At 64.1% G+C, this 25,235-nt stretch carries 18 protein-coding genes and 1 pseudogene; 9 read left to right on the forward strand and 10 right to left on the reverse strand.

Annotated elements, in window-relative coordinates:
- Positions 1-233: 233 nt before the first annotated feature.
- Positions 234-1,136: a LysR family transcriptional regulator gene (locus HHL24_RS24270; RefSeq protein WP_169487904.1), complete on the reverse strand. Its 903-nt coding sequence runs from the start codon at positions 1,134-1,136 to the stop codon at positions 234-236.
- Positions 1,137-1,545: 409 nt separating this feature from the next.
- Between HHL24_RS24270 and HHL24_RS24275 the strand changes: the two are divergent.
- A pseudogene (locus HHL24_RS24275) lies at positions 1,546-1,941 on the forward strand (transposase); the annotation flags it as partial.
- A gap of 298 nt (positions 1,942-2,239) precedes the next feature.
- A complete protein-coding gene (locus HHL24_RS24280; protein ID WP_169487905.1) occupies positions 2,240-2,494 on the forward strand; it encodes a hypothetical protein in 255 nt (84 codons plus the stop codon).
- Positions 2,495-2,875: 381 nt separating this feature from the next.
- Here HHL24_RS24280 and HHL24_RS24285 read toward each other — a convergent pair whose 3' ends face one another.
- Positions 2,876-3,199, reverse strand: coding sequence for a hypothetical protein (locus tag HHL24_RS24285; protein WP_169487906.1), 324 nt, complete (start codon positions 3,197-3,199; stop codon positions 2,876-2,878).
- A gap of 267 nt (positions 3,200-3,466) precedes the next feature.
- Here HHL24_RS24285 and HHL24_RS24290 point away from each other — a divergent pair, with 267 nt between their 5' ends.
- From HHL24_RS24290 to HHL24_RS24300, 3 genes are all read left to right on the forward strand, one after another.
- Positions 3,467-4,186, forward strand: coding sequence for a YdcF family protein (locus HHL24_RS24290; protein ID WP_407947522.1), 720 nt, complete (start codon positions 3,467-3,469; stop codon positions 4,184-4,186).
- A gap of 246 nt (positions 4,187-4,432) precedes the next feature.
- Complete coding sequence (locus HHL24_RS24295; RefSeq protein ID WP_169487908.1) at positions 4,433-4,675, forward strand: hypothetical protein; 243 nt, start codon at positions 4,433-4,435, stop codon at positions 4,673-4,675.
- Positions 4,676-4,888: 213 nt separating this feature from the next.
- A complete protein-coding gene (locus tag HHL24_RS24300) occupies positions 4,889-5,146 on the forward strand; it encodes a hypothetical protein (RefSeq protein WP_007182306.1) in 258 nt (85 codons plus the stop codon).
- Positions 5,147-5,246: 100 nt separating this feature from the next.
- Here HHL24_RS24300 and HHL24_RS24305 read toward each other — a convergent pair whose 3' ends face one another.
- Entirely contained in the window at positions 5,247-5,537 is a 291-nt protein-coding gene (locus tag HHL24_RS24305) for a putative quinol monooxygenase (protein WP_169487909.1), read from the reverse strand.
- 564 nt (positions 5,538-6,101) lie between these two features.
- Here HHL24_RS24305 and HHL24_RS24310 point away from each other — a divergent pair.
- Positions 6,102-7,403 carry an EAL domain-containing protein gene (locus HHL24_RS24310; RefSeq protein WP_169487910.1) on the forward strand — a complete coding sequence of 434 codons (1,302 nt, stop codon included), beginning with the start codon at positions 6,102-6,104 and terminating at the stop codon, positions 7,401-7,403.
- A 104-nt stretch (positions 7,404-7,507) separates the two neighbouring features.
- Here the strand turns inward: HHL24_RS24310 and arfB are convergent, their stop codons facing one another.
- Complete coding sequence (gene arfB, locus HHL24_RS24315; RefSeq protein ID WP_169487911.1) at positions 7,508-7,912, reverse strand: alternative ribosome rescue aminoacyl-tRNA hydrolase ArfB; 405 nt, start codon at positions 7,910-7,912, stop codon at positions 7,508-7,510.
- 150 nt (positions 7,913-8,062) lie between these two features.
- On the opposite strand from arfB, the gene HHL24_RS24320 reads away from it, so the two are divergent.
- Positions 8,063-8,704 carry a VC0807 family protein gene (locus tag HHL24_RS24320; protein WP_169487912.1) on the forward strand — a complete coding sequence of 214 codons (642 nt, stop codon included), beginning with the start codon at positions 8,063-8,065 and terminating at the stop codon, positions 8,702-8,704.
- Positions 8,705-8,733: 29 nt separating this feature from the next.
- Here the strand turns inward: HHL24_RS24320 and recD are convergent, their stop codons facing one another.
- From recD to recC, 3 genes are read right to left on the reverse strand one after another with little or no spacing between them, the layout of a single operon-like run.
- Positions 8,734-10,950 (reverse strand): exodeoxyribonuclease V subunit alpha, encoded by a 2,217-nt coding sequence (gene recD, locus HHL24_RS24325; protein WP_169487913.1) that lies wholly within the window; start codon positions 10,948-10,950, stop codon positions 8,734-8,736.
- Positions 10,947-14,639: an exodeoxyribonuclease V subunit beta gene (gene recB, locus HHL24_RS24330; protein ID WP_169487914.1), complete on the reverse strand. Its 3,693-nt coding sequence runs from the start codon at positions 14,637-14,639 to the stop codon at positions 10,947-10,949. Before recB ends, recD begins: the two co-directional genes overlap by 4 nt.
- Positions 14,636-18,013, reverse strand: coding sequence for an exodeoxyribonuclease V subunit gamma (recC, locus tag HHL24_RS24335; RefSeq protein WP_169487915.1), 3,378 nt, complete (start codon positions 18,011-18,013; stop codon positions 14,636-14,638). The genes recB and recC overlap by 4 nt, the downstream gene beginning before the upstream one ends.
- Before the next feature lie 245 nt (positions 18,014-18,258).
- Between recC and HHL24_RS24340 the strand changes: the two genes are divergently transcribed.
- Positions 18,259-20,739 (forward strand): FUSC family protein, encoded by a 2,481-nt coding sequence (locus HHL24_RS24340; protein WP_169487916.1) that lies wholly within the window; start codon positions 18,259-18,261, stop codon positions 20,737-20,739.
- A 220-nt stretch (positions 20,740-20,959) separates the two neighbouring features.
- Here HHL24_RS24340 and HHL24_RS24345 read toward each other — a convergent pair whose 3' ends face one another.
- Both HHL24_RS24345 and HHL24_RS24350 read right to left on the reverse strand, forming a co-directional pair.
- Positions 20,960-21,175: a hypothetical protein gene (locus HHL24_RS24345; RefSeq protein WP_169487917.1), complete on the reverse strand. Its 216-nt coding sequence runs from the start codon at positions 21,173-21,175 to the stop codon at positions 20,960-20,962.
- An 86-nt stretch (positions 21,176-21,261) separates the two neighbouring features.
- Positions 21,262-21,744 carry an Lrp/AsnC family transcriptional regulator gene (locus tag HHL24_RS24350; protein ID WP_120305114.1) on the reverse strand — a complete coding sequence of 161 codons (483 nt, stop codon included), beginning with the start codon at positions 21,742-21,744 and terminating at the stop codon, positions 21,262-21,264.
- A 273-nt stretch (positions 21,745-22,017) separates the two neighbouring features.
- Here HHL24_RS24350 and HHL24_RS24355 point away from each other — a divergent pair, with 273 nt between their 5' ends.
- Positions 22,018-22,527: a cysteine dioxygenase family protein gene (locus HHL24_RS24355; RefSeq protein ID WP_230417553.1), complete on the forward strand. Its 510-nt coding sequence runs from the start codon at positions 22,018-22,020 to the stop codon at positions 22,525-22,527.
- A gap of 63 nt (positions 22,528-22,590) precedes the next feature.
- On the opposite strand, the gene HHL24_RS24360 is transcribed toward HHL24_RS24355, so the two are convergent.
- The gene (locus tag HHL24_RS24360) at positions 22,591-25,212 is read right to left on the reverse strand and encodes a mechanosensitive ion channel family protein (RefSeq protein ID WP_169487919.1); all 2,622 of its coding nucleotides are present in this window, start codon (positions 25,210-25,212) and stop codon (positions 22,591-22,593) included.
- Positions 25,213-25,235 lie beyond the last annotated feature (23 nt).

A 25,235-nucleotide genomic window follows, 5' to 3' on the forward strand; every position in this document is an offset into this window, starting at 1 on the left:
CCAGACGGTAATGGACGGGTAATGGGAGGTAATTGCTCAAGGCTGACGCTTGGGAGAGGCGACAGTTTAGCGCGGCGCCTCTTTTTGGGATGGCGAAGTCACTGACACGCGAGGCGCGATCAAACGTCGGCCGCACCAGTGAATCCGATTAACGGGCGAGGCTCAAGGCGGTGACCGCTCCGCAGATCACAACAAACCCGATCTCGCCGAAGCAACGGCACATGCCCGAGTCATCAGTTCAAGTCCTCCGCACGCGCCGGCAATTGACGAATCAGGCCCCAGACCGCCTCCGCCGCCGGCGACAGCGAGCGGTCGCGCCGCCGCACCAGTTCGACCGTGCGCTCGGCGCGCGGCACGAGTGGCCGCGCCACCAGCGAGGCACCCGCCGGCAGCGGCAGCGCCAGCCACGGCAGCACGCTCACGCCGACACCCGCTTCGACCAGCCCAAAAACGGTCGCCGAATGCCCCAGCTCCTGCACCACAGTGGCGCTCACGCCGTACTCCTGCATGACAGCGTCGATGATTGGCCGGCTGCCTGACGCGTAATCGAGCATGACGAGTTGCTGGCCTTCGAGGTCCGTCCATGCCACCCGCTCCTGCGCCGCCAAGGGGTGGTCGTCGCGCGAAACGACGCAAAACGAATCCGTCATGAGCGATTCGCTGAGGAGGTCGTCGGCGGAAAACGGGCCGATGATCACGCCGAAATCGACTTCGCCCGACTTCACCTTACGCACCACGTCGCTTTGCACGTCGTCGCGCAGACCCAGCGTGATGTAGGGGAACTGACGCCCGCACGACGCCACCACGCCGGGCATCAACCGGCAGGCGACCGTCGGGCTCGCGGCCACCACGACGCGTCCGCGGCGCTGTTCGCCGATTTCGCGGATCTCGCGCAACGCGTCGTCGAGATCCGTCAGCAGGCGTGACACGCTCGATACCAGGTTGCCGCCGACATCCGTGAGCTGCACCTCGCGAGTCGTGCGGTCGATCAATTTCAGACCGATCTCCCCCTCCAGTTCACGTACGCAGCGACTGACCGCCGATTGCGTCAGACCGATTTCATCGCCGGCCCGGCTGAAGCTTTGCAAACGGGCGACCTCAATGAAAACCCTTAGCTGACGCAGCGTTACATTCATTTACCGACCTCATCAATAACCTCATTTGATGCGCATTGTATGGCGAAATGCCGCACCACATTTGCATTTAGTGGTCTCGCTGCGATGCAGCAATAAGGCGCAAACGCACGCTGGCCGGGCCTGATTGCACAAGATTGGTGATTGTCCCGATTTGCGAGATGGGTTTTTTGGATTCTTATACGCCCCTAGCTAGCGCCCGCGCTGGCCCGCTGTCACAGGGCTTTCAGGTAGTTGGACTCAACTTGGCACACTTCCTGCATTTACATGCACACAGGGTCGGCGCCATGACTACTGACTGAATAGCAGATTGTGGCAAGCCCGACCCCCCTTGGCACTCGCCTATCGAGTGCATGGAGAGTGCGCGGCGCGGGGCAGCGCACCGGAGTTAGCTTCGCTGAGGTGAAACATGATGCTGTTCGACGATTTGAGAGACAACGAGTGGGCGCTGGTTGAGGCGTTGTTCTGTGCGGAGCCCGCACGGAGCGAACGGCGCGGTCGGCCACGCGTGGAAGCGCGCGCGGTTGTCAACGCTGTGCTTTGGGTGCTGTCGACGGGCGAAGGCTGGTCCAAACTGCCAGGCCGCTATCCGTCGCCGCCGACTTGCCGCCGTCGCTTCGACGAATGGCAAGCCGATGGTACGCTCGCCGAAATAGTTAAGCGACTCGGCACCAGCGGCCGTGAAATTTCGCTGCGCGGACGCATTGGCGCGACTGCGGCGAAGCCGCCGGCACCGCCGAGCCGCGACCGCTTGCGTGGCGCGTTCTGGACTAATCCGGAATCGTGGCGCGCGCCGGTCAAGATGGCCTGACGCGAATCGTTTTGCCGCCGGGCGCCTGCGGGCGCCCGGCGGGTATCTGGGCCGTCGTGCGCCGTATGTCGACGCCCGCCCGGCCTGCAATGGGCACCGCACGTCGGCGCGCCCAGCACAGTCGTCCCTTCCCGCTTCGTCGACTTCACCATCGGGCCGCTTCAGACGCCTGAAGCGGCCCGATGGTTGCCGGTGAAACATCCATTTACCATTGCTTACAGCGTGCTTTCGCCATTCGGCATACCTTATGTGTATGCAAACAGGCCTTGAGTGATCGGCTTGACGGGAGCCCAGCATGAAACCAATGTCACTGCTTCTGTGCGGCATTGTCGTTTCATCAATGGCCGCACCGGCGCTCGCACAGCAGCGCCCACAAGGCTGGAACTGGCGGCCGGATCATACGGCCACGGCTGAAGCCTGGCAGCAAAGCGAACCACGCAACCGCGACTTCACGCCGCCGGTGCCGCGTGGCGACTTGCGCGGCGATATCGCGAGCAATGCGCGCACGCGGCAGGAGCCCCCGCGCGAAGATCCCACACACCGGCGCTAGTCGCACGCCGACGCGCGAGGGCGTGGCTGGGGGCGCTTCAGATCGTGGGTATTGGGACCGCTGCGGTTTACGCTGCTGTTGTCCGCTGCTGTGTCCGCTATTGCTGGCGTTCACCGTAACCGCGAAACAACGCGCTGCATGGCGAACTGAACAAGTGGGGAACCACCTGGCGCTGCGCCAGTCTGATTTAACGCCATTAGCACAGCGTGGCAGTAGTAATTCCGGTACGCCCGTATCCTTGCGATACGGGCTTTTTTTTTGCGTCAACGGGCTGGCACTGCGCGCTGCACCCAGCGCATAAGCTGAGCGCTAAAGCGGAGCAATAAAATCACCGCCAGCCGCGTAAAGCGGCCGGAAAACAGCGCCAACCTGCCCGCCGTCTTAAGGACGGGCTTCGAGAGCGGCAGTGGGCCGCGCTTCGGCTGTAGCGACGACGTAGTCGTTCATTCGCTGGACGGTCCAGCTCAACAGGCGTTCGTCGTGCGCGAGTCTCGCGAACTCGGCCCTGCCACGCTCGGTGAGCACGGCGATATCGACAGGCGCGTGAAAACCCGGAGCCGGAGCGACAGTACGCTGCCGAACAGTGTCCATCAGGCCTAACGCGCGAAGATATTGAAATACACCCGGCCGTCTGGCCCATGGGACCTGGCGATATTGCGCCCGCCGCAGCGCTTCAAGTACCGCTTCGTTGGAATACGTGGTCATCTCACTTCTTTCTTAAAGTGCAGCTATGACACATTTATGCCCAACACGTCACCGCGCCACCAGTGACGCGCGTAGCACCCGCCCTTGGCTGGAAGCTGGCTGTCTGATGTACAGCCGAATTCCGCCAGGTGCTGCCTGGTCTCGTTTTCGGAAGCCCCCGTCTGAACGGCATGTTAGCGTTCTCTCTACGGGCCGACGATGCAACCGCTGCGGCGCGATAGCAAGCCCATAGATTTAACCCGAAAGTCATACGTTACCCCATTTAAATTGATTCTATTCACTTTATTAGCGCTTTTTTTTGCAGCAATCGTGCTATGGAAACGGGCCCGCCGGCCTCTTGCCATGGTCACGATCGCCCTGTTCTGGCTGCTCGCCGCCGGCTGGCTCACTGCGCCATTATTGGAATTGGCGCAGCCGCATCGGCAGACCGACACGCCTGCGAGTTTCGCGCCGCGCACCGCGATCATCCTGCTCGGCGGCGGCACCATCTATGGCGACGACGATGTGCTCGTCCCGCCGCCCGACGTGCTCGCGCGCATCGTGGTGAGCGCCAACAACTACGCAGCCTGCAAGCGTACGGCGGCCACATGTCAGGTGATCGTGAGCGGTGGCAATCCGCAACGGCATGCCGCAACCGAAGCGGACACCTACCTGCCTTACCTGCTGCGCAAACAGGTACCGCGTACGGATATCGTGCTGGAAAACAGCAGCCGCACAACATACGAAAACGCGCGCAACGTCTCGGCTATTCTCGATCGATCACGTTACGACTCCCTGATACTCGTCACCTCCGCGTATCAGATGCCGCGCGCCTTGCTCGACTTCCATCGTTTCGGCCTGACGCCGCAGCCCTTGATCTCGAGCGCGCGGCGCGCACGCCTGGGTGTACTGCCCCGCTATGACAATTTGGTGAGTGCGGAGATTGCGCTACATGAACTGATTGGAATTGCACAATTTCATGTCTATCGTGCAATCGGATGGTTCTGAATCTCACGCGCGGTGACGCGGCAATTTATTTAGAGATGCGAATATTCTTCATGTCGGCGATACGTTAGCGAGCTTGACGCGAGGATCGTCATCGAGCATGACTGTGGGCTGGACGTAACAAGATGTAACGAATTGTCATTGCCGTTACAAAACGTCCGCTGGAGCGGATATTGCTGGCTAGAATGGATTGTCTTTCCGATTGGACAGGCAAATACTCGGGTCCATCACCACTCTGCGGAGGTAACAATGAAGAAAGTGTCCCTGGCGATCCTGGTTTCCCTCAGTGCCGTAACGGGCGCGGCCTATGCGCAGGACAACGGCGTCACGATGAGTACCGATCCGGCCAAGGCCGCCGACGTCGAACAGCGTGCGCAAGATTTGCAAAACCGCCAGCAAGCAATGGAAAGCGCACCTATGCCGGAAAAGCATCACAAGATGGCCCCGCACCATCATAAGAAGGCCGCCAAGGCCGACGCCGCCAGTTCGTAAGCGCGATCGACAGGATCACCCGCGGCCTCGTCGCGAAGGTGAAAAGCCGAAGCCGGCACCGCCGGTTTCGGCTTTTTTGTTGTCTAATGAACTTGCTGCAGGCCCGCTGCGCCCGGCTGACGTTATGCTAAAGTCGCGCACCGACCGGCGCCCAGCGACCGTCGCCCGGCCGGAATCCCCCTAACCTGTGCGCACCTTGGTGCGGAGGACAGCATGAGCAACATTCAGCTAGATATCGAATGGACTGAAGCAGCATCTCGCAAAATCGAAAAACTGATGCCGCGCGGCGGTCAGGAAGCGTTCTTGGCGCTGCCGCCCGTCGAATGCCTGCCGATGGAAGGCGACGTGCTGTTTCTCGGTCCGGACGGCAAACAGCAACCGTTCATCGTTGCGGAGCGCCAGTATCACCACGACGGCGACGCCGACTGGACCATCATCCTGATCCTCGACGTCCCGCAAGCCACGCACTAAAGATAAACGGCGAGCGCAGCACAGGCCGGATCCGGCCTGGCAGTTCACTCGCCGTTGTTCAACCCTCGTTGCTCGACTCCGCTGTTTGCCCCATGAGCGCTCAAGCGATCTTCGACACGACCCGAATTTCCGAGTGTTCGACCCAATCCGCCACGGCTTTCTTATAAGCCGCAATGTGTGCGGATCTGGCATGCGCCGCCAGCGCTTCCTGGCTTTCCCAACGCTCGACAAACACGAACCGGCGCGGCTGCTGCACGTCGCGATGCAGATCGTATTGAAGCGCGCCCTGCTCTTTGCGCGTTGGTCCGACGATGCCTTCGAGCGCTTCGCGCAGTTGCTCTTCATAGCCCGGCTTTGCCACCGAGATTGCGACCACCGCGATTTCCGCCATACCTGTCCTCCGTTTTTTCACGAAAAGCTGCAGCATACCCGTCACCGGCCAAACCTGCAGGCGGCCACGCGTAGCGGGCAAGCGCATGCGGCGACGGCTGAATTACCCTGATGCAAGGCCTTCCGCGTGCGCAAAACGTCTGAGCACCGTCCTTGACTGGAGTTTGGCGGGCGGCCACTCACCGCCCTGCTACCCTCGGCTTCATACGCGCGCTTAATTGCGTTGGAAACGATTGATCTTGCGCGAGGCAAACGGGTGCGAAGCTCACGCGAAACGGCTGCGAGGCCAGGGCCGGCTACCGCGCTACAGCCGGTTTGCCGGGCACTCGGCCACGTTCCGCGTCTGTGATAACCCGCACATTCATGCGAAGTGCGAACTGCTAGACTGGTTTTGACTAATTCCGCCGGAGTCCAGCATGGCTGGCATTGCTCTCCGCGTTCCTAGGCTGTGCCCACCAAACCCCGCCGACGCCTGGGCTGTGCATCCATTGCGCGCTGAATCTGTTCGCGCGCCCTGTCACCCGCTTGCCGCGATGTCACTATGCCCGCTCTCATGCCCGCCCTTATGCCAACTGTCAGCGAATTGACCCTGAGCGGCCTGCTCCCGCATCTGGTCCGGGACGAGTCCGGCTGGACCGCGACATGGCGCGCACTGACCCTGCACAGCGTGTTCCAGCCTGTGCTGTCCGTCACGCATCAGCGTATCGTCGGGTATGAGGGCCTGCTGCGCGCGTTCGATCCGGTTGGCTTGCCGGTGTCGCCGGAAGTGCTTTTCTCCGGCACACGCTCGGCCGCCGACGCACGCGAACTCGACCGCATCGCACGCTGCCTGCATGTGGCGAATTTCATGGAACAAGGCATCAGCACCGGATGGCTGTTTCTGAACACGCGTCCACAGGTGTTCGAAACCGGCTGGCCGCAGCGCACCTTCATCGACGAGCTCTCGGCGCACTTCGGCCTGCCGCAGGAGCGCATCGTAATCGAAGTCCTCGAACAACCCGCCGACGATGAATCCGCCGTCGCCAGCATGCTCGCGGCGTCGCAGCCACGCGACTTCCTGATTGCGATCGACGACTTCGGCACCGGTTTTTCAAACTTCGACCGTGTCTGGCGCTTTCGCCCCGACATTGTGAAACTCGACCGCTCGCTGGTCGCCCGTGCCGGCAAGCGCGAGGGCGACGATTCGATGATCAGCCACCTGATCGCGATGCTGCATCAGTCCGGGACGCTGGTGCTGGCCGAAGGCGTCGAAACCGACGAAGAGTTGATGATTCTGATGCAGGCCGACGTCGATTTTGTGCAGGGTTTCTGGCTCGGCCAGCCGCAGAGTTCGGTGCAGGCTGCGTGCGCCAGGGTGCCGGCGCTGATCGAGTCCATATGGACCAAGTTCGCGGCTTATGAACTCGCCCATGCCGGCCACCAGCGGCTCGGCTTCGAAGGGTTCGCCGAAGCCGTGCTCGCCGCCGCCGACGCCTTCAAAGCCACCGGCGACCTGCGGCAGGCAGCCCAAAAGGTGTGGCATCTGCGCGAAGCGCGCCGGGTGTTCATCACCGACGGCCAAGGCGAACAGACGCAAGCGTCGGTCACGGCCGCCTCGGTGCCGCCCCCTCCGCTGCGACTCGCGCCGCTCTACACCGATACGCGCAGCAACTGGTCGAGGCGGGCGTATTTCAAGCATGCGCTCGCCGCGCCGGGGCGCGTCGCCATGATGGGGCCGCACTATTCGCTCGCTGACGGCCAGGACTGCTATACCGCGGCAATTGCATTCGACCGTGACGGCACGCATGTGCTTTGCGTCGACTTTGTGCCGGCGACGTCGCCGGCCGATACGCGTTCTGGCGGACGCGGGGGCAAACGCTCAGCCTGAGAGCGCCACGGCAAGACCTCTTGAGGCCCCTCCGAGACATACCAGCGGCATCCCTGAGCGCAATTTTGATGGCTCTCCCGAGCTTGAATGCCTCGGCTCCGCCTTTAATCCTCTACCCGCCCGCGGCCGGATTTGATCTCACTGCGTTTGGCCTTGCTGTCGAGGCGACGCCGATTCGAGGCGCGCGTCGGCCGGGTCGCGACGCGCGGCTTGCGCGTCACGCTGACGCTTTCGATCAGTTCGTCGAGCCGCGCCAGCGCCGCCGCGCGGTTCATCTCCTGAGTGCGATGCTGCTGCGCTTTGATGATCACCACACCGTCCCGCGTAAGCCTGTGATCGGACAGGGCTAGCAGGCGCATCTTCAGCACTTCCGGCAACGACGAAGCCTGCACGTCGAAACGCAGGTGAATGGCGCTCGACACCTTGTTGACGTTCTGACCGCCCGCTCCTTGCGCGCGCACTGCGGTCAATTCGATTTCGTTCGGCGGGATCGGATAACGGGATGTCATGACTGGATTGAGCTAGAGACGCAAGTGTACACAGGGCGCAGCCGATTACCGACTACGGACTATCGGGCGCGGCCGCCGATGCGAAAAACTATTTGCATCGGTATGGCCAGTTCACCGATACTGCCGTTTTCGCTTACAGCGTAAATTCATATGAAGCTCCGTCCGGGTTTTGTGCTGGAACTGGCCGTCAACTTTCTGCTGCCGTGGCTTGCTTACCGCCTCGCGCTGCCGCACCTGGGCGAGACCGGTGCACTGATCGCCTCCGCCGTGCCGCCGATCGTCTGGAGCCTGATCGAACTGGTGCGCTTTCGACGCGTGGACGCGCTCAGCGTGATGGTCGTGGCGGGCATCGTGCTGTCGGTCGCGGCAATGGCGCTGGGCGGTAGCCCACGCATGCTGTTGCTGCGAGAGTCGCTAGTGTCCGGCGCGGTGGGCGTGGTGTTTCTGCTGTCGTTGCCGATGCGCCGCCCGCTGATCTTCTATCTCGCGCGCGCCACCGTCGCCCGCGAGATGGAAGGCGGCGCAGCGCGCTTCGAAACGTTGTGGAGCGAGCGGCCGGCTCTCGTCAGTGCAATGCGGTTCATGACGCTGGTATGGGGCGTCGGCCTGACTGGCGAAACGGCGCTGCGCGCATGGATGGCGCTCACCTGGCCGATCGAGCGCTTTCTGGTGGTCTCGCCGTTCATCGGCTATGGCATTTACGGCGCCTTGACGCTATGGACCCTCTGGTACCGCAAGACCATGCGCAGCCGGGTCGAGGCGCGCGTGCAGCCGGACGGGATCGCGAGCTGAGCACGGCCGGCGCCCCACGCCCTTCTACACTAAGCGACACGCCACGCCTCCGCGATTCGCGCAGCTAAGCCCGAGTCACGCTGCGTCGGCGTCGCAATGGCCTGCGCCAGCACGGCGCGCGCGCCGATCACGTCCACCCGTTCACGCGCGCGCGTAATTGCCGTGTAGACGAGTTCGCGCGACAACACGCGGCTAAACACCGACGGCAGCATCAACACCGCATGCTGGAACTCCGAGCCTTGCGACTTATGAACCGTGAGCGCGAATGCCGTATCGTGCGGCGGCAGCGCCGCAGGCGATACAGCTCGCAGACCGCCGTCACCCGTACGGAAATACACACGCAACGCACCGCCCGCACCCGGCAGCGCGATGCCGATGTCGCCGTTGAACAGTCCGAGCGCGTAATCGTTGCGCGTGACCATGACAGGGCGTCCGGCGAACCACTGTGCGCCCACAGCCAGCGTCACGCCCGCCGAGCGCCTCACCTGCGCGGCCATCGCGGCGTTCACCTGATCGACGCCGCGCGGCCCCGAACGCGTGGCGCACAGAATTCGAAAACGGTTCAGCGCATCGAAGAGCGGCAATGGGTCCGGTGTATCGGCGGCTAGCGTTTCAGCAAGCGCCTCCGCGTACGCCGCAAAACCTGCGGCAAGCCGCGCGACAGTGCGATCGGCAAGCGTCGCATGCGTGTCTTCGTACAGCGCCGCCGCGCACGGTTCGGCAGGGTCGATGCGCAGGACTTCGAGCGCCGCGCCGGCCGCGCCGTTGCGAATCGCGAGCGACAGACGGCCGATCGGCGATTCGAGGCCGAATCGATAGTTGCGCTCGAGCCAGACGACGCAGTCGGCGAGTGGGTTTTGCGTATCGAAATCATCCGGCGCACTTGCATGTGCAAAAAAATCGTCAGGTCCTTCGTCAACGCCGCTCGATGCGCCCGGCAGCGCTTGCGATAATCGCGCCGCTTCAATGCCAAGCGCCTCGGCAATCCGCTGGAGTCCGTTTTGCGTAAAAGCGGGCCGCGCGCTGAGCTCGGCGAACACCGCACCAGCCTCGACGGCGGCGAGTTGGTCCTTGTCGCCCAGCATCACGAGACGTGTCTGCGGTGCAATGGCATCGAGCAGATGCGCCGCCATCGCGACGTCGATCATCGACGCCTCGTCGATCACGACGACGTCGTAAGGCAGCGGGTTGTCGCGATGATGCCGGAAGCGCCCGCCCGGCCCGGAACCGAGCAGCCGATGCAAGGTGTACGACGTCTGCGGCAAGCGCGCAGCGAGTTCGGGCGGCAAATCGCCGGCCCGCGCGAGCAAGGCTTCCTGCATCCGTTGCGCCGCTTTGCCGGTGGGCGCCGCCAATGCAATTCGCAGATCGGCCCGCGCATCCAGCAAACAGGCCAGCACGCCGACCACCGTAGTCGTCTTGCCGGTGCCCGGGCCGCCGCTGACGATGGTCAAGCGCCCGGACAGCGCCGTGACTGCCGCGACACGTTGCCAGTCGACCTCGTCGTCCTGCGGCGGGCCGAAGTAGCGCAGCAGGCGTTCGTGCAGCGTCTGGGTGGCAGGGTCCGCGTTTGCGCCTGAGTTTGCATCTGCGTTTGCATCTGCGTTTGCACCTGCACCTGCTCCTGCTCCTGCTCCTGCTCCTGCACCCGCACTGGCACCTGCATTTGCACCCGCGCGTGAAGCCGCACTGGCGTTGGCATTGCCACCTTCGCCGGCACCTGTCGGTGTATTTGGAGCTTCGCTCGCACTCCCACGAGCATCGGCATCCGCCGCAGCCCGCGCATACTCACGAGACCTTACACCCTCCACCTGCCCCCCGCCCGCATGCGTAACCAGCGAGCGAGCGAGACGCCGCTCGTAGTCGTAGTAGCGCGCCAGATACAGCCGCCCTTGCCCATCGATCACCAGCGGCCGCAACGCCGCCGCGCTTTGCGAGCCGTCGCTAGCCATGCCGCTTGCGAACAGCGCCGCACGCACTTCCGCACTCGATGCATCGAAGCGTCGCGCCAGCACCGCAAGCGGCAGGCACACGTGCCCTTCGGCAGTCGCGCGGCTCGCGGCGAAGGCGGCCCGCGCCGCCCACTTCACCGCTTCACCCGACGCGCCGACGCGCCGCGCCAGCGTGGCAATGCGACGCGCGAACCCTTCGGCAAGCGCGGTGCTGAAATCGGCCGGCGCGGGCAAATTCACCCCGATGTCATCGAGCTCCGGCGGCGCAGAAGATATCCGCTCGAACGTGCTCATGCGACACCTCCGATCATCGCCGCGTCCAGCAGCGCCACCAGTTCGAATGCGGGCCGCCGCCTATGCACGCCCGCCGCCCCGTCGGCATCGCGCCACTGCGGACGAACGCCGCGCACGAACAGATAGAGATAGCCACCGATGTGCGTGTCATATGCATAGTCGCGCACCCGCGTTTTCAGATAGCGATGCAGCGCCACCGTATAGAGCAGCGCCTGCAGGTGATACGCGTGGCTCGCCATGGCCGCCTCGAGCGGCGCTGCGGCGTAGTCGGCGGCGGTGTCGCCCAAATGGTTCGACTTCCAGTCGACAATCCAGAAGCGTCCATCGTGCTCGACGATCATGTCGATAAATCCTTTGACGAAACCGCGCAACACGCCGGGTTCCAGTGCAACGTCGGGATAGCCGTGTTCGATCAGCAGCTCGCGCAAGGCCGGAAAATCGAGCGAAGGCGCGGCAAACAGGAATTCAAGTTCGTTCAGGCGCCGCCGCGAATTCAGCCTGGCGAGCGCCATGCCGGGCACGAGCTCGGTGGTCACGACGTCCGCGATCAGCTTATGCATCATGGCCGGCAAACGTGCCGCGAGTTCGGGCACAGCCGGCGCCGGGCGCTCGCGCAACGCACCCCGGATAGCATCCGGCCATGTTTGCGGATCGGTGAAATCCGCGAGTTCGAACATGCGGTGCAGACAGTCGCCCGCCGCCGCACCACGTGGAAACGCAAGAATGTCGTCCTCAGCGTAGGACGGCGCTTGCGGCACCGGTAACGGCGCAGGCGCCAGTGCATCGGCGATCTCATCGTGATCGGGACGCACCTCTTCCACCGGCGTATGCGCCTCCTCGGCTTTGCTGCCGGCAGCGATCAAGCCGCTAAAGCTCGCCATGCGCCACTGATCGCGCAAGGGTCGCCGATTGGCGCGTGCCTGCATCCGCGCGCCGCTATCCTGGAGGCTTTCCAACGGCACACGGCGCTCCACTTTCGGCAACGCCTGCAACGTGATCGGGCCGTCCGCCAGCGCGCGCCATCGCTCGGACAAGGCGGCTTCGTCGGGCGGATCGGTGAGCCAGTCGTCGAAACTGTGACCGCTGCCACCCACCAGCCAGTTCAGCACGCTGCGGCGCGATTCCCTGGTCGAGCGCGACGAAAGATAAGTACCGGCGACCAGATAGCAGCGATACACCGCACGCGTCAGCGCCACATAGACGAGCCGCGCCCGTTCCGCCGCCTGTTCGCGCGCCGCATAACGTGATGCGCGTTCGGCCTCTTCGTCATCGCAACCGTAGTGCAACACGGCGCCGCCCGTTTCGTCGTGATACTCGCGCGCATCGGGCAAGCCGGAGGATGGCGGCTCGCGCAGCGAACCGTCGTTCAGAAACGGACAGAACACAACCGCATATTCCAGCCCTTTCGATTTGTGGACGGTGACGATCTGCACGAGGTTGCGATCCGACTCGAGCCGCAACTGCGCGTCTTCGCCGCCACCTTGCGTGCGTTGCGCGGCGAGCCAGCGCAAAGTCGGCGCGATGCCGGGTTGCGTAGCGGCACGCGCCTGCACGAGTTCGGCCAGATGATTCACGTTCGTCAGTCGACGCTCGCCGTCCGGCCCGGCCACCAACCGTTGTGCGACTCGCAGCTCGCGCATCAGCGTGCGCCACATCAAGGCGAAGCCACGCTCGTGCCATAGCGTGCGATAGCGTGAGAAACGTTCGACCCAACCCATTGCGTCCGCGGCATGCGCGGGATCGGCGGCCGGTGCCGGCGCGTCGGCGACCTGCTCGAGGCGCCACAGCGCGGCGGCATCGAGGCCGAGCCAATCGGTGGCGAGCGCGGCGCGCAAACGGCGCAGATCGCCCGGCGTATCGACCGCGGCCAGCACGCGTTCGATCTGCTCGGCGTCGAGCGTCGCGAACACCGAGGCTTGCGCCAGTTCCACGCTGCCCACACCCCACGATGCCAGCACACGCTTGATCAGACTGCCCTGCTTATGCGTTTGCACAAGCACCGCGATATTGCCCGGCGCGAGCGGCGCGTCGCCGATCGTCACCGACCCTTCGCGTGCGCCGCGCAGGAGCCGCACGATCTCGGCAGCGCAGGCCTCGCTTGCCGCGCGCTGCGCTTCGCGTTTGGTCAACGCGGCGTCGCCTTGCGGCAGCGTCCAGATGCGGAAATCGCCCGCGCCCGCATCGGGCTCCAAGAAAGGCGGACGACGCCGCTCGCCGGCCCGCACCGGCTGATAGTCGAGACCGTCGAGCACGAACGCCTGGGGGTTGGCTTCGAACAGCCGGTTGCAGGCCTCGACGATCGGCGCGGTCGACCGCTGGTTGACTGCGAGCGTGTAGCACGCCGAAGCCGCCGCGCGTGCCGCCAGATAGGTATGCAGATCCGCCGCGCGGAAACTGTAGATCGCCTGTTTCGGATCGCCAACCAGAAACAGCGGGCCGGCCGGCGCGAAGATGCGGCTGAAGATCGCGAACTGCAACGGATCGGTATCCTGAAACTCGTCGATCAGCGCGGCCGGATAACGCGTGCGCAACGCATCGGCAAGCCAGGGGTTGGCAGCGAGCGCGCGATACAGATTGGACAGCAGATCGTCGAACGACACCACCCTGCGCGTGCGTTTGCGCGCCACCAGTTCGGCAGGCGCGTAGTCGAGCCAGGTTTCTACGAGCGAGAGCCAGCGCGCGCGTTGCGCGGCTTCGGCCGCGACCACGGCTGCAGCCAGCGCTTCGGCGTGCTCGAAGAACGGATGCTCGGGCGGTTCGAACTTGACCTTGGTGGCCTTTTTCAATGCCGACGCCGTCAGCTTCAAGGCTGCCTTTGGCGGCGGCGCATGGCAATCGCCCTGGGCGAAGTATTCGGTCCAAGCGGCGATCGCGGCGCTCACGAGGTCAGGTTTATGCGAGGTCTTGCTCAGACGGTCCTGCGCTTCTCCAAGCAGACTCACGATCGCGGCGCGCTCCGCCTGCCAGACTGCGCAGGCCGCATCGAAATCCGCCTGCGGATCGGCATGGTTTCCACCTGCATCGACCTTGCCCCAGCGTAGCTGCGCCAACGGCTTCTTCAAGCGCCGCGAGAGTTGCTCATCGAACGATGCGGGACCGGCGCGTTTGGCCACCAGCCATGCAGCGAAAGCAGGATGCGCATAGGCCACCGGTTCCACTTGCTCGCGCCAGAAATCGGCGGCCATTTCGAAACGCAAAGCAGCGTCGTCGGCTTCCATTTCGAAGGCGAACGGCATGGCCGCGGCGAACGGCGCCTCCTGCAAGGCACGCTGGCAGAACGCGTGAATGGTGTGAATCGCGGCCTGGTCGAACGTGCGCAGCGCGCGGCGGACGACTTTCAACGCAGTCTCGCGATCGATGCCGCGCTCCGGTGCGAGCGTCGTTTCAAAGAGACGCCGGATAAACGGATCGCCGCCGTCGTCGTCCGTATCGATAGCCCGATCCAGTTCCGCGAGCCGCCCGCGAATGCGCTCGTGCAACTCCGCGGTCGCCGCCTTCGTAAAGGTCACGACAAGAATCTGATCGGCATTCAGATTCTTCTCGAGCAGCAGCCGCACGTACAACGCGCAGATGTTCCAGGTCTTGCCGGTTCCCGCCGATGCCTCGATCTGATTGACGCCGTCGAGCGAACAGGCGAAGACGTCGAGTTCTTCCGCCACCAGCGCGGAGTGGTGAATGGCGCCGCTCATGATGCGCTCCGCAGATGCTGAACGAGCGGCTTGAAGACGATCGAGGCAAGACTGCCGAACGGTTCGTCGAGCGTCAGCGGCGTACCGCGCAGCGCGATACGCAAGGCGGGGTCGTCGGATTCGCCACGCACACGATCATTGATCCACACGCCCTGCGCCGCGGAATCGCTCTCACTGACCTTCACCCACGCGCTCTTCGGGAAAAAGCGCAGCGGCAGCATGCGTCCTGCTCTGAACAATGCGGCAAGCGGCGCCAGTTCATCGAGCGGCGCGGCGACCGGCGTAAGCTCAAAGCTCTCGCCACTGCCATGCCAAACCGTGCGGCGCGGGCCCTTCGGCTGCGCTGCGCAATAGACCAGATGCGCAAGCCACGCCGACAGATAGTCGCGTGCAGTAGGTTTGGCGTAGCGGAAAATCACCTGTCCTGTTTCGGTCAGCAAATTCAAGGTGCCATGCAGTTGCAGCGGTGCTTCGGCCGCTTTGCGGAGCGCCGCGTCATGAGGCCCGAAGAGGGCATCGGCGATGTCCGCACGATCGGGCCAGCGCGGCACGATATCGAGCACGAATGGCAAACGCTCGACACCCGACGCGACTTCGCGCCGCACGCAGTCGGCGAGTTGGCGCAGCGCGCCGAGTTCGCGCGAGCGCCATACCGCGCCGGTCGCACCACCTGGCAGCTCGGGACTGGCCGCGGCGACGCGGCGCACGCGGTCGAACATGCTGTCGTCGTCTTCGGTATCACCATTCAACAGTACCGGCAGCAGCCGCTCCGCCAAAGCATCCCGACCGCCCCAATCGAGTTCGAACGGCTCGGTGTCGAGCAATTCGCCCTGCGCATCCGACAACACGATACCCAGACGGTCGCGCAACAACGCACGCGCCGGGTGACGCCAGAAGCGCACGAATTCGTCGAAAGCAACGGAAGCCGTGTCTTCGGCAGGTAACGGCTGATCGAAGAACGGCGCGGCAGCCGGATGCTGCGGCGCGGCCAGCAAACTGGCCAGTTCCGCGCGATCAATGTCGTACGTGAAGAGGCCTCGCTGCGACGCGAAATAGTCCGATGCGAACGCCTGCAGCGGGTGATCGACGATGAACGCATGCCGTGCGGCTTCGATTTCCGTAGGACTCGCCCCTTCCCCCGCCGACACTTGCGCGAGGTGATCGAGCAATTCGTCGACCAGCGCGGCCGGCGGCAGCGGCGCATTGTCGCGAATGCTGCGGCCCGTATAGGAGATAAACAGCCGGTCGCGTGCGGCCAGCAGCAGATCGAGGAACAGATTGCGCTCGTCGTCGCGGCGCTGCCGGTCGCCTGCTTTACCGAACGCGGCCATCAGGTCGAATTCGTCGGCGCGGGCGAGACTCGGCAACACGCCGTCGTCCATGCCGAGCAGGCAGACGACGCGATACGGCAACCCGCGCAAGCTGGTCAGCGACGAAAACGTCACGGTACCCCAGGGCACGCCGCCGCGTGCCGGGTCGTCGAGCGCCTCGGTGAGCGCACCGCGGACCACGGCGGCGGGCAGCACGACGTCTTGCGCGCCCGCTTGCATCGCGTCGCCCATCTTGTCGATGGCGTCGCGCACTGCCGCCAGCGAGTCGGCAAACTCCACGCCGCCGTCGAAACACTGCGCGAGCGTTTCGAGCAGCAGTTGCGTCCATTCGGCAGGTGTCTGCTCAATCGAGCAGCGCTCCGCGAAAGTCTCGATATCGTCGACGAAACGCGACAGGCGGCCGAGAAGCTCAGCGTCCGATCCATCGGCGCCTTCAACGGGCAACCAGGCATCGACCGGCTCGCCGCCATCCGGCATCGCGTAGCCGAGGTATAGCCGGGTTAGCGCATCGGCGAACGTATGACGCGCGACAGGCACGTGCTCGCCCGCCGGCTCGCTGGGCACAAGCCCGCGACGCGCACCGGCCGCGGCGAGCCATTCCTGCGCGGCTTCGAGTGCGCTGGCATCGATCCCGTAACGCGCGGCGATCGCATCGACCCGCAGCCATTCGATCAGATCCGGCGCACCCACGCTACGCTCAGGCAACGCCAGCCAGTCCAGCAGCAAACGCGCGACCGGATTGGCCTGCGAGGGCGGCAAGCCGGTGATCCGATACGGAATGCGGCGAGTGTCGCCAGGCGGCGCGGTGCCGAACACCGCATCGATCAGTGGCCCGGCGGCCGCGAGATCGGACACGGCAACCAGCACGTCGGACGGCTGCAGATCGTCGAACTCGTCGAACCACCCGAGCAGGCGGTCATGCAGCACTTCGAGTTGCCGCGACAGACTGTGGCACACGTGGACCTCAATGCCGTTTTCGACCGGCAATTCGTCAGTGTCCGTTTCCGCCCGCAGATCAAGGATGCCGTTTTGCACGGCCGCAAGCCAGCTCGGCTCCGGATTCTCGGTGAAATCGCCGGTCTCGCCGGATGCTGCGCTCTCGGTCAGCTCATGCAGCATGTGCAGTTGCGCCTGAGTCTGGCGGCCCCACTCGGCCAGCAGCGGATGACCCACTTCCTGATAGTCGAGCTGGCCCGCGGCGTCGAGCGCTTCGACGCGGCCCGCGCTGACCACGTCGAACCAGAACTCGCGGCACGGGTTCATCACATACAGACGCACGTCGACCCAGCGCGAAAGCGCGCGCAGCAACGCGACGTGCAGCGGCGGCATGGTCGGCAGTGCGAACACGCTGACTGCTTCGGGCCACTGCGCATTCGAGATGGCTTCCAGATCGAGCGTGCCGATCTCTTCGAGAAAGCGATAAGCAGGCGGCAAAGCCGCCGCGGGCGTTTGCGCGTTGCCCGCCACTTCGGCAAGCACGGCGCGCCACAACGCCGCTTGCCAACGCTCGTCCTCACGCGCCGCAACGCTCGCGCCGACGAGACGTGGACCGTTGTCGTCCGCTGCGCCGCTCGCGAAGATCGACCCGCCCTTTTGCCATTGCAGCAGCCATTCCGGGCGATAGGTCAGATAGTGGTCGAGCACGGTGGCCACGCGGCGCGCCAGTTCGTAGCGCATCGACGCATCCGCCGCATCGAGATAAGTACGCAGACGCGGCGAGGCATTCCAGGGCAACGCTTCATCCGCCTCTCCCAGCAGCCGGTAGCAGCGCCAGACAAGCCGGTCCGGCGCGAACGGCGAATGCCTGGGCACTTCGATCACGCCGCCGATTTGCGCCCACAGCCATTGCGCGAGGTAACCAAAATTGACATTCGCGCAGATGCCCTGACGCGCCGCGATATCGAGCTGGAGGCGGCGCCGCACCGCCGCGCTCGGGACGATCACGGGCTGCGCGGTCCAGGGATCGGACGGCGCTTCTGCCAGGTCGTCGAGCAGCGCGCCGACAAGGGTTTCGTAGCGGTTCGAGTAGAAGAGTTGGAGCATGGATCCCGGAGAAACATGCGACGCGAGCGGAACGCCCGGGCCGCAACAGACATTGAAGCGACAGCATAACAAACGCGCTCCCAGGGCAGAACCTGGCTGAATGGACGAGGTCAGATCAGGCACAAAATCAGTTAGACTCGACGGCAGTTTGGGTCTGCCCCGGGTCGGCCCCAGGTCGGCCTTGGGTCGACCCGGGGCCGACCTTTTCAACCGCGTTTTCTCAGTGAATGGAATCCAGGCAGTCAATGCGCTACTCGGTTGAAATAAGAAAATTCCTTTACAGCCAGTACTTTTATGGCGGCCTGCGCATCGCAGTCGGCGTGTCGTTACCGGCCATATTGTGTTTGATCGTATTTCACGATCGCGACCTCGGCTTCACGATCGCGACCGGCGCACTTGGCGCATGCGTAGTCGATATGCCGGGCCCGCTCAAGTACAAGCACAACGAGATGCTGGCGTGCACGGTGATCGGCTTCCTGTCCGCGCTCGCCACCGGCCTCGCCACGGTCAACCCGGTGGCGTTATGGTGCACGGTCGTGCCGCTCACGTTCGTGCTCTCATTGATTGTCGTGTATGGCAACCGCTGGCCGCAGATCAGCTTCGCCACGCTGTTCATGATGATCATGACGCTGGAAGAGCATTTCACGCCGATGCAGGCGCTCGTCAATGCGTCGTGGATTCTGGTGGGCGGTCTCTGGTACACGTACTGGTCGACCTTTGTGAGCCGCTGGATGATGCATCGCATCGAACAGCAGGCGCTCGCCGAAAGCGTGTTCGCGTGTGCGGACTATCTGCTCGCGCGCGCCGCCTTTTACGATATCAATAACGATCTCGACGAGTGCTATCGCAATCTGGTCGACAAACAGATCGCTGCGGTCGATCGTCAGGATGCCGCGCGCGACATCGTGCTGCGCAATCTGCCGAAGCTGAAAACCGGCCGGCTCGAGCCGCGCCGGGCGATGCTGTTCAACCTGTTCATCAATACGGTCGATCTGCACGAACTGTTTGTCGGCACGCATGTCGATTACTCGCTGGTACGCAACACGTTTGGCGGCTCCGACCTGCTGGTGTTCTACCGCGACCTGATTCGCAAATCCGCAGCCGATCTCGAAGAAATCGGACTCGCGGTGCTGCAAAACCAGCCGCCGCGCACGCGCGTGAATGTAAAAGCCGAATTGCGCGCCATCGAGTTCGAGATCGAACTGATGCGCAAGCAGGGCCTGCCCGCCAAAAATCCTGAGGCTTATTCGGCGATATCGTCCACCTTCCGGCGTATCTGGAGCGCCACGCGCCTGATCAACAAGATGCACCAAAGCCTGTCGAGCGATCCGGGCGCGAGCGGGACCGAGACCGAACTGCGCCTCGACCAGGCACTCTCCCGCTTCGTATCAAGCCGTCGCGTGCCGTTCGGGCAGATCTTCTCGAATCTGACCATGGCCTCGCCGAGCTTTCGCCATGCGCTGCGCGTAACGATTGCGGTCGCCGTGGGTTTCTGGCTCGGCCGTTTGCTGCCGCTCACCAACGCATACTGGATCGTGATGACCACCGTCATCATTCTGAAGCCCGGCTATTCGCTGACCAAGCAGCGCAACGGGCAGCGGATCATCGGCACGCTGATCGGCTGTGCGGCGAGCATCGCGTTGATGATCTTCGTCAAGGAGCCGCACATCCTGATGGTGGTGATGTTCGCGTCGATGGTGATGAGCTACAGCCTGTTGCTGTTCAATTACACGGCGAGCGTGGTGTTCACGTCCTCGTATGTGCTGCTCATGTTCCATCTGCTCGCGCCGGGCAGCATGCGCATCATCGGCGAACGCGCAATCGATACGGTGGTGGGCTGCGCGATCGCAATTGCGGCAAGCCACCTGTTCCCCTACTGGGAATACCGCTTGATGGGCAAGCTCGTCAATAACATGATCAACGCGACGCGGCAGTATCTGGAAGCGAGCTGGTGGTGGAGCGGCAAGCCGGCCGCCGCGGTGGTCGCCACGGTGACCGAGGCCGGTGCGTTTGCGCCCGCGGCAGCAATGGCTGATCCGGCGATCGAATTCGGCACATCGGCGCTGGCGATGGCAAACGCCGGAACAAATGCGAGCGGCAACGCCGCTCCCAAAGCCGGTGCCAGCGCAGGTGCAAACGCTAGCTCAAGCAGCGCCGGCACCACCACGATCAGCAACCCGACCGCCAAGCCGGTCGGCGGCGCATCCCCTGCCGCCGTAGCTGCTGCAACAGCGCTCGATCGCGATTATCGCTACCGGCTCGCGCGCAAGAACGTCCACGTCGCGTTTGCCAATCTGGGCCAGGCATTCCAGCGCATGATGCTCGAGCCGAAGTCCGCGCAGAAGTTCGTGCCGGAATTGAACGACCTGCTGGTGCGCAGCCACGTGCTCGCCTCGCAGATCACGGCGGCCGCGCCGTTGCTGCGCACCTCCGCGCAGCAGGCTGACGGCGTCTCCCTACAGCCGTTGCAACGCGCGCTGAGTGTGGTCCGCGACAATCTGACCGAGGCCGAAGCGGGTAGCGCGTCGCCCGCCGATCAGGGCGAGCAGGTCAAACAACTGATGCGTGAGTTGGATGCGATGGTGGTCGAGAAGGAGAAATCGCCAGACTACTCGGCGGACGCCGTGCACGACATGAAATTGCTCGCCCATCAGTGCAAGCAGATGCTGACGGCGTCGGCGCAGATTCGCAAGGATGCGAGCATGATTCGCCTGCCGGAAGAGTGAAACGACGAGGGCTGCAATAAGCGCCCGGCGCGTCCTGTGCGGCGCGCTCGCAGCGGGCCTTCCCCGGCACGCCAGCTATCAGCCTTGCGCCGGGCGTCGCCGCCGAATCAGGCGCGACGGCCGACCGACGATCGATCGCGTCGCCGTATTGCGCGTTGCCTTATTGCGCGTTGCCTTATTGCACGTTGCCTTATTACACGTTGCCTTATTACACGTTGCCTTATTGCGCGGCGCCGCTTGCGGGCTTCGCTGCGGTAGCCGCAGCGGCCGCAGCCGCCGCGTCCGATGAAATCGCCGCCGGCTCGTTCTGGCGATCGAAATCGCGCTTTTCCGTGATGGCGTTATAGAAGAGCGTGGCGATCACCAGCAGTACCGCGACCACGATGAAAACAGCAATGCCAAAGGTCGGGTTCTTCTTGCGCGGCGGTTTGTTCATGAGGCGGGCTCGGTTCGCGAGGCAGTCGCGGATAGTGTCTGGGAAGGCGGCATTCTACGCCCACTGAGCTTGCACACGGCTTGCAGTCAACGCCCCTCCACCACCGCCGAAGGCCGCACCGGCAGCGCCGTCGAATATTTAATCTGTTCCATCGCAAAACTCGAACTCACGTCATACAGCGGCACGGCGGCGATCAACAGTTTATAGACGCGATCGTAGTCGTCGATGTCGGACACCACCACGCGCAGCAGGTAATCGGTTTCACCGCTCATCCGGTACACCTCCACCACCTCCGGAATCTCCTGCACCGCACGCGTAAAGGTCTGCGCCCAAGCCTCAGTGTGCTGATTCGTCCGCACCGCGACGAACACGGTCGTGCCGACGCCGAGTTTGCGCGCGTCGCACAGCGCCACCTGGGCGCGAATCACGCCCGTTTCTTTCAGACGCTGCAGCCGCTTCCAGCACGGCGTTTGCGACAGATTCACGCGCTGCGCCAGCTCGGCGATCGGCATGGTTGCGTCTTCCTGCAGCAGCTCAAGGAGCTTCCGATCGATGATATCCATTCCCATCGTCACACCCTCATAGGAAATTATTCTACTTTTAAGACTCCGCGTGGAATTATATGGAAACTCTTTCTCCGGGCAAACCGGTATAAATATGTCTATCCAAAAATAGCCGATAAGCAGCCATGCAGCTGCGCCGCGATCATGAGCCAAGACCTCCGTTCAACACCCGTCGCCCGTTCCCCCGTCCACGCCGCGCAGTTTGCCGGGGCGAGTGAAACGCCCTCGCACACGCACCGCGGCGCGCCGCTCGCGCACCTGTGCGACGTGCTCGACGCGATGTTCGAAGCCTGCGCGAAATTCCCCGAACCGTCGGATTCGACCTTCTTCGCGCGCAGCATGCGCATCGCGCTGGCCGAAGCCGCGGCGAATCCCGCGTTGCTCACACCGGCGCAACGCGAAGGCTCCGCTGAAAATTACCGGCGTCATCTGCTGGCCGCCGATCCGCACGGTCGCTATGCGATCGCTGCGCTGGTGTGGCAGCCGCGCCAGGCAAGCCCAGTGCATGCGCACCACACGTGGTGCGGCTACGCAGTGATCGACGGCACGCTGAGCGAAACGGTCTTCGAATGGAATGGCGCACAGCACTGCGCAAGCGCCACGCGTACACAAGCACGCAATACCGGAGCCGTGTCGTTTGTGCGCGGCGGCAGGGGCGGCATTCACCGCTTGGGAAATTGCAGCGACGCGCCAGCCGTCTCGCTGCATATTTACGGTGTCGCGGCTGGGCAGATCGCCACGCATGTCAACGACATCGTGCACGCAGCCGACGCACCGGCACTCGTCTGAAACCGGTACCTCCTGCGTAAAGACACAGACCGCCAGGGACCTCTCACCCCGCATCTGGCGCAATCAGCTTTTGCCGCCCGCTTCACCGGCCGTCGGAATCTGCGGCGGAATCGGCGCGGTCTGCCCGGTCGGCGGCGGCGCCGGACGCGGCTCGTGTGATACATCGCGCGCCACCGCCACGGCAGCATGCGCGGCCCGCGTCGAAGCCGGCGTCTCTGCATGCGCGTGCCCACGCGGACCGACTTGGGGCAGTTCATCGTCCTGCAAAGGCTGCCCTTCGCTATCTTTCGACGACGTGTACACCCGCATCTGCGGCACCGGAATCTCGATACCGGCTTCGTCCATCTTGCGTTTGAGCCTCAAATTGAAGGCGCGCGCCACGCTCCATTGCTGCAACGGCCGCGTCTTGATCTGCCCTTTCACGACCATCCAGTTCGGATCAAAACGGTCGAGCCCCCACACCTCGATCGGCCCAAGCATTTCGCGCCGGTAGCGGAAGTCGGCCATCAGATCGGCGCCGACTTCCCGAATCAGTTGCGTGATCTGGTCGACGTCGGTCGAGAACGACATCCGCACCTCGAACACCGCATAGGCGAAGTCACGCGACAGGTTCTTGACGATCTTGATCTGCGAGAACGGAATCGCGTGAATCGCACCTTGCCCATCGCGCAAACGGACGGTGCGGATCGACAGATGCTCGACGGTGCCTGCATGCCCCCCGTCCACGTCGATCCAGTCGCCGACCGAAATCGTATCTTCGATGATGATGAACAGGCCCGTGATCAGGTCGGTCACGAGCGACTGCGCGCCGAAACCGATCGCGAGACCAATCACACCGGCGCCGGCCAGCAGCGGCGTCACATTGATGCCCAGGTTCGCCGCGGTGACGATGCCGGCAATCGTCATGATCGACACCAGCAGCACGTTGCGCAGCAGCGGCAGCATCGTGCGCGCCCGCATGCTCGGATTGCGCGACTTGTTGCGCGGACCACCCGGATTGAGGGCTTCGGTAATCGCCGTGTCGACCAGAATCCACAGCAGCCATGAAATGAACACCGTCGCGATGATCGCGGTGACCGCATGCGCGATCCCGCGCGCCGCAACGTTTTCCTCCACGACTTCCGCGAGCGACACCCCCCACAAACGCGCCGCCAGTTCGAAGAAGAACAGCCAGATGAACAGCGTCAGCAGCGTGCCGCAAAAACGCAGCAAGCGCGACAGATAAGGCGAGCGGCGCCGCGCGCGCGGGCTGCGCGGACGCGTCATGCGCAGCACGATGGCCGACAGGAAGAATGCGAACACCAGCAAGAGTGCGGTCACCACCGAAATCTGCAGCACGTTTTCGCTGGAGCCCGAGCCGCCGAGCGTGGCGACCACCGACGCGGTGGCGAGCACCAGTACCGGCACGTGCCAGAGCGAGGCGAGCACGTCGAACGCGTCGGTCGCGGCCTTATGATCGTGGCGCTGCTCGTAAGGCCGGTTGCGAATCAGATGCGCGACCGGCCGGCGGAACGCCAACGCGAAATAGCCGGTGAGCACGGCGGCCGTCATGTTGGCGGCCGTCGAAATCAGCGCGGCGAGATTCGATCCGAGTTGATGCGCGACGTCGTAGTTGACCGCCGCGTCGCCGAGCGCGGCGCATACGCCGACCACGAACAGCACGCGCCGCGCGTGATCGATCAGGAGACGCACCGCCACCCGCCGATGCCCCGAGCCGAACAGCGAAAACATGATCAGACAGATCGCCGAAAACACCGCACCCGCGACGATCGCATAGGCGACCACCATGCCGAGCGTGCGCCCGAGCGCATCGGGCATCGCGCGCACGAACAGCAACGCCGCGAGAAAGGCGACGATCCACGGGCCGACGCGGCGCAGCGCGAAGATCAGCAGTTCGCGCGTGGTGGGATTCGGGTTGAGCCCCATCAGGATGCCGAAGCGCCGGTATAGCCGGTGTTGCACGTAGATCAGCGCGCCGGCGCACGCGCCCCAGCCGGCCAGCATCGCAATCATCGAAAAGACGATGCGCCCGAAGCTCTCCTGCCCCTGGCCCGAAATGATCGTGTAGAGCTCGTTGCCGGCCGCGTTGAAGCGGCCGCCCCAATAGCGCACCGGCGTGCGGCCCTGATGCACATCGGATTCGAACGACGCGATGCCCGACGCGATCGCGCCAAGCAAGCCGGGACTCGGTTGCGCGGGCGCGGGTGGCGTGACGTTTTGTGAGACTTCGCGCAGCTTTTTGAGCTGGGCGACGAGCGCGGTGCGCTGCCGGTCGTTGTCGAGCGTGGCGATCACGCTGTCGAGCGAGCGCGCCAGTTCCGCCTGGCTCGCGGGCGACGGCGCGGAGGCCGCTTCCGCGGCCGAGGCGCCCGAGGCGGCGGAGGCAGGCGTCGGCGTCACCGTCGCGCTATTAATCAGGCTCTGCAACGCCGGAATGACCGGCGTACCGGTGCCAGCGGTGCCGGCGGCCTGGGCAGTAGCCGGCATCCATCCGATACCGAGGATCAGCGCGAGGCAGACCGCGGCCACCCACGCGCCGAACCACGTCGCGACGTGAGCGCGGATGCCGCGCCGCGCGCTGCATCCGAGATGACTGGAAGAAAAATGAAAGGCGGCGTAAGTCGCCAGTGGCCCGCCGTTAGACGGCGCGGCCCCGGACTCACGCCGCAATGGGCATGACTGCATGGCGATCCGTAAGAAAACGGGAG

Origin of the sequence: Paraburkholderia polaris, from assembly GCF_012927345.1 — a bacterium.
GTDB classification, from domain to species: domain Bacteria; phylum Pseudomonadota; class Gammaproteobacteria; order Burkholderiales; family Burkholderiaceae; genus Paraburkholderia; species Paraburkholderia polaris.

Excerpts from the sequence above, each read along its gene's own strand:
- HHL24_RS24360 (WP_169487919.1), bottom strand. The coding sequence starts at position 25,212 with ATGCAGTCATGCCCATTGCGGCGTGAGTCCGGGGCCGCGCCGTCTAAC.
- HHL24_RS24345 (WP_169487917.1), bottom strand. The coding sequence starts at position 21,175 with ATGAACAAACCGCCGCGCAAGAAGAACCCGACCTTTGGCATTGCTGTT.
- HHL24_RS24340 (WP_169487916.1), top strand. The coding sequence starts at position 18,259 with ATGCGCTACTCGGTTGAAATAAGAAAATTCCTTTACAGCCAGTACTTT.
- HHL24_RS24270 (WP_169487904.1), bottom strand. The coding sequence starts at position 1,136 with ATGAATGTAACGCTGCGTCAGCTAAGGGTTTTCATTGAGGTCGCCCGT.
- arfB (WP_169487911.1), bottom strand. The coding sequence starts at position 7,912 with ATGACATCCCGTTATCCGATCCCGCCGAACGAAATCGAATTGACCGCA.
- recD (WP_169487913.1), bottom strand. The coding sequence starts at position 10,950 with ATGAGCACGTTCGAGCGGATATCTTCTGCGCCGCCGGAGCTCGATGAC.
- HHL24_RS24355 (WP_230417553.1), top strand. The coding sequence starts at position 22,018 with ATGTTCGAAGCCTGCGCGAAATTCCCCGAACCGTCGGATTCGACCTTC.
- HHL24_RS24350 (WP_120305114.1), bottom strand. The coding sequence starts at position 21,744 with ATGGGAATGGATATCATCGATCGGAAGCTCCTTGAGCTGCTGCAGGAA.
- HHL24_RS24285 (WP_169487906.1), bottom strand. The coding sequence starts at position 3,199 with ATGACCACGTATTCCAACGAAGCGGTACTTGAAGCGCTGCGGCGGGCG.
- HHL24_RS24280 (WP_169487905.1), top strand. The coding sequence starts at position 2,240 with ATGAAACCAATGTCACTGCTTCTGTGCGGCATTGTCGTTTCATCAATG.
- HHL24_RS24305 (WP_169487909.1), bottom strand. The coding sequence starts at position 5,537 with ATGGCGGAAATCGCGGTGGTCGCAATCTCGGTGGCAAAGCCGGGCTAT.
- HHL24_RS24310 (WP_169487910.1), top strand. The coding sequence starts at position 6,102 with ATGCCAACTGTCAGCGAATTGACCCTGAGCGGCCTGCTCCCGCATCTG.
- recC (WP_169487915.1), bottom strand. The coding sequence starts at position 18,013 with ATGCTCCAACTCTTCTACTCGAACCGCTACGAAACCCTTGTCGGCGCG.
- HHL24_RS24300 (WP_007182306.1), top strand. The coding sequence starts at position 4,889 with ATGAGCAACATTCAGCTAGATATCGAATGGACTGAAGCAGCATCTCGC.
- HHL24_RS24320 (WP_169487912.1), top strand. The coding sequence starts at position 8,063 with ATGAAGCTCCGTCCGGGTTTTGTGCTGGAACTGGCCGTCAACTTTCTG.
- recB (WP_169487914.1), bottom strand. The coding sequence starts at position 14,639 with ATGAGCGGCGCCATTCACCACTCCGCGCTGGTGGCGGAAGAACTCGAC.
- HHL24_RS24295 (WP_169487908.1), top strand. The coding sequence starts at position 4,433 with ATGAAGAAAGTGTCCCTGGCGATCCTGGTTTCCCTCAGTGCCGTAACG.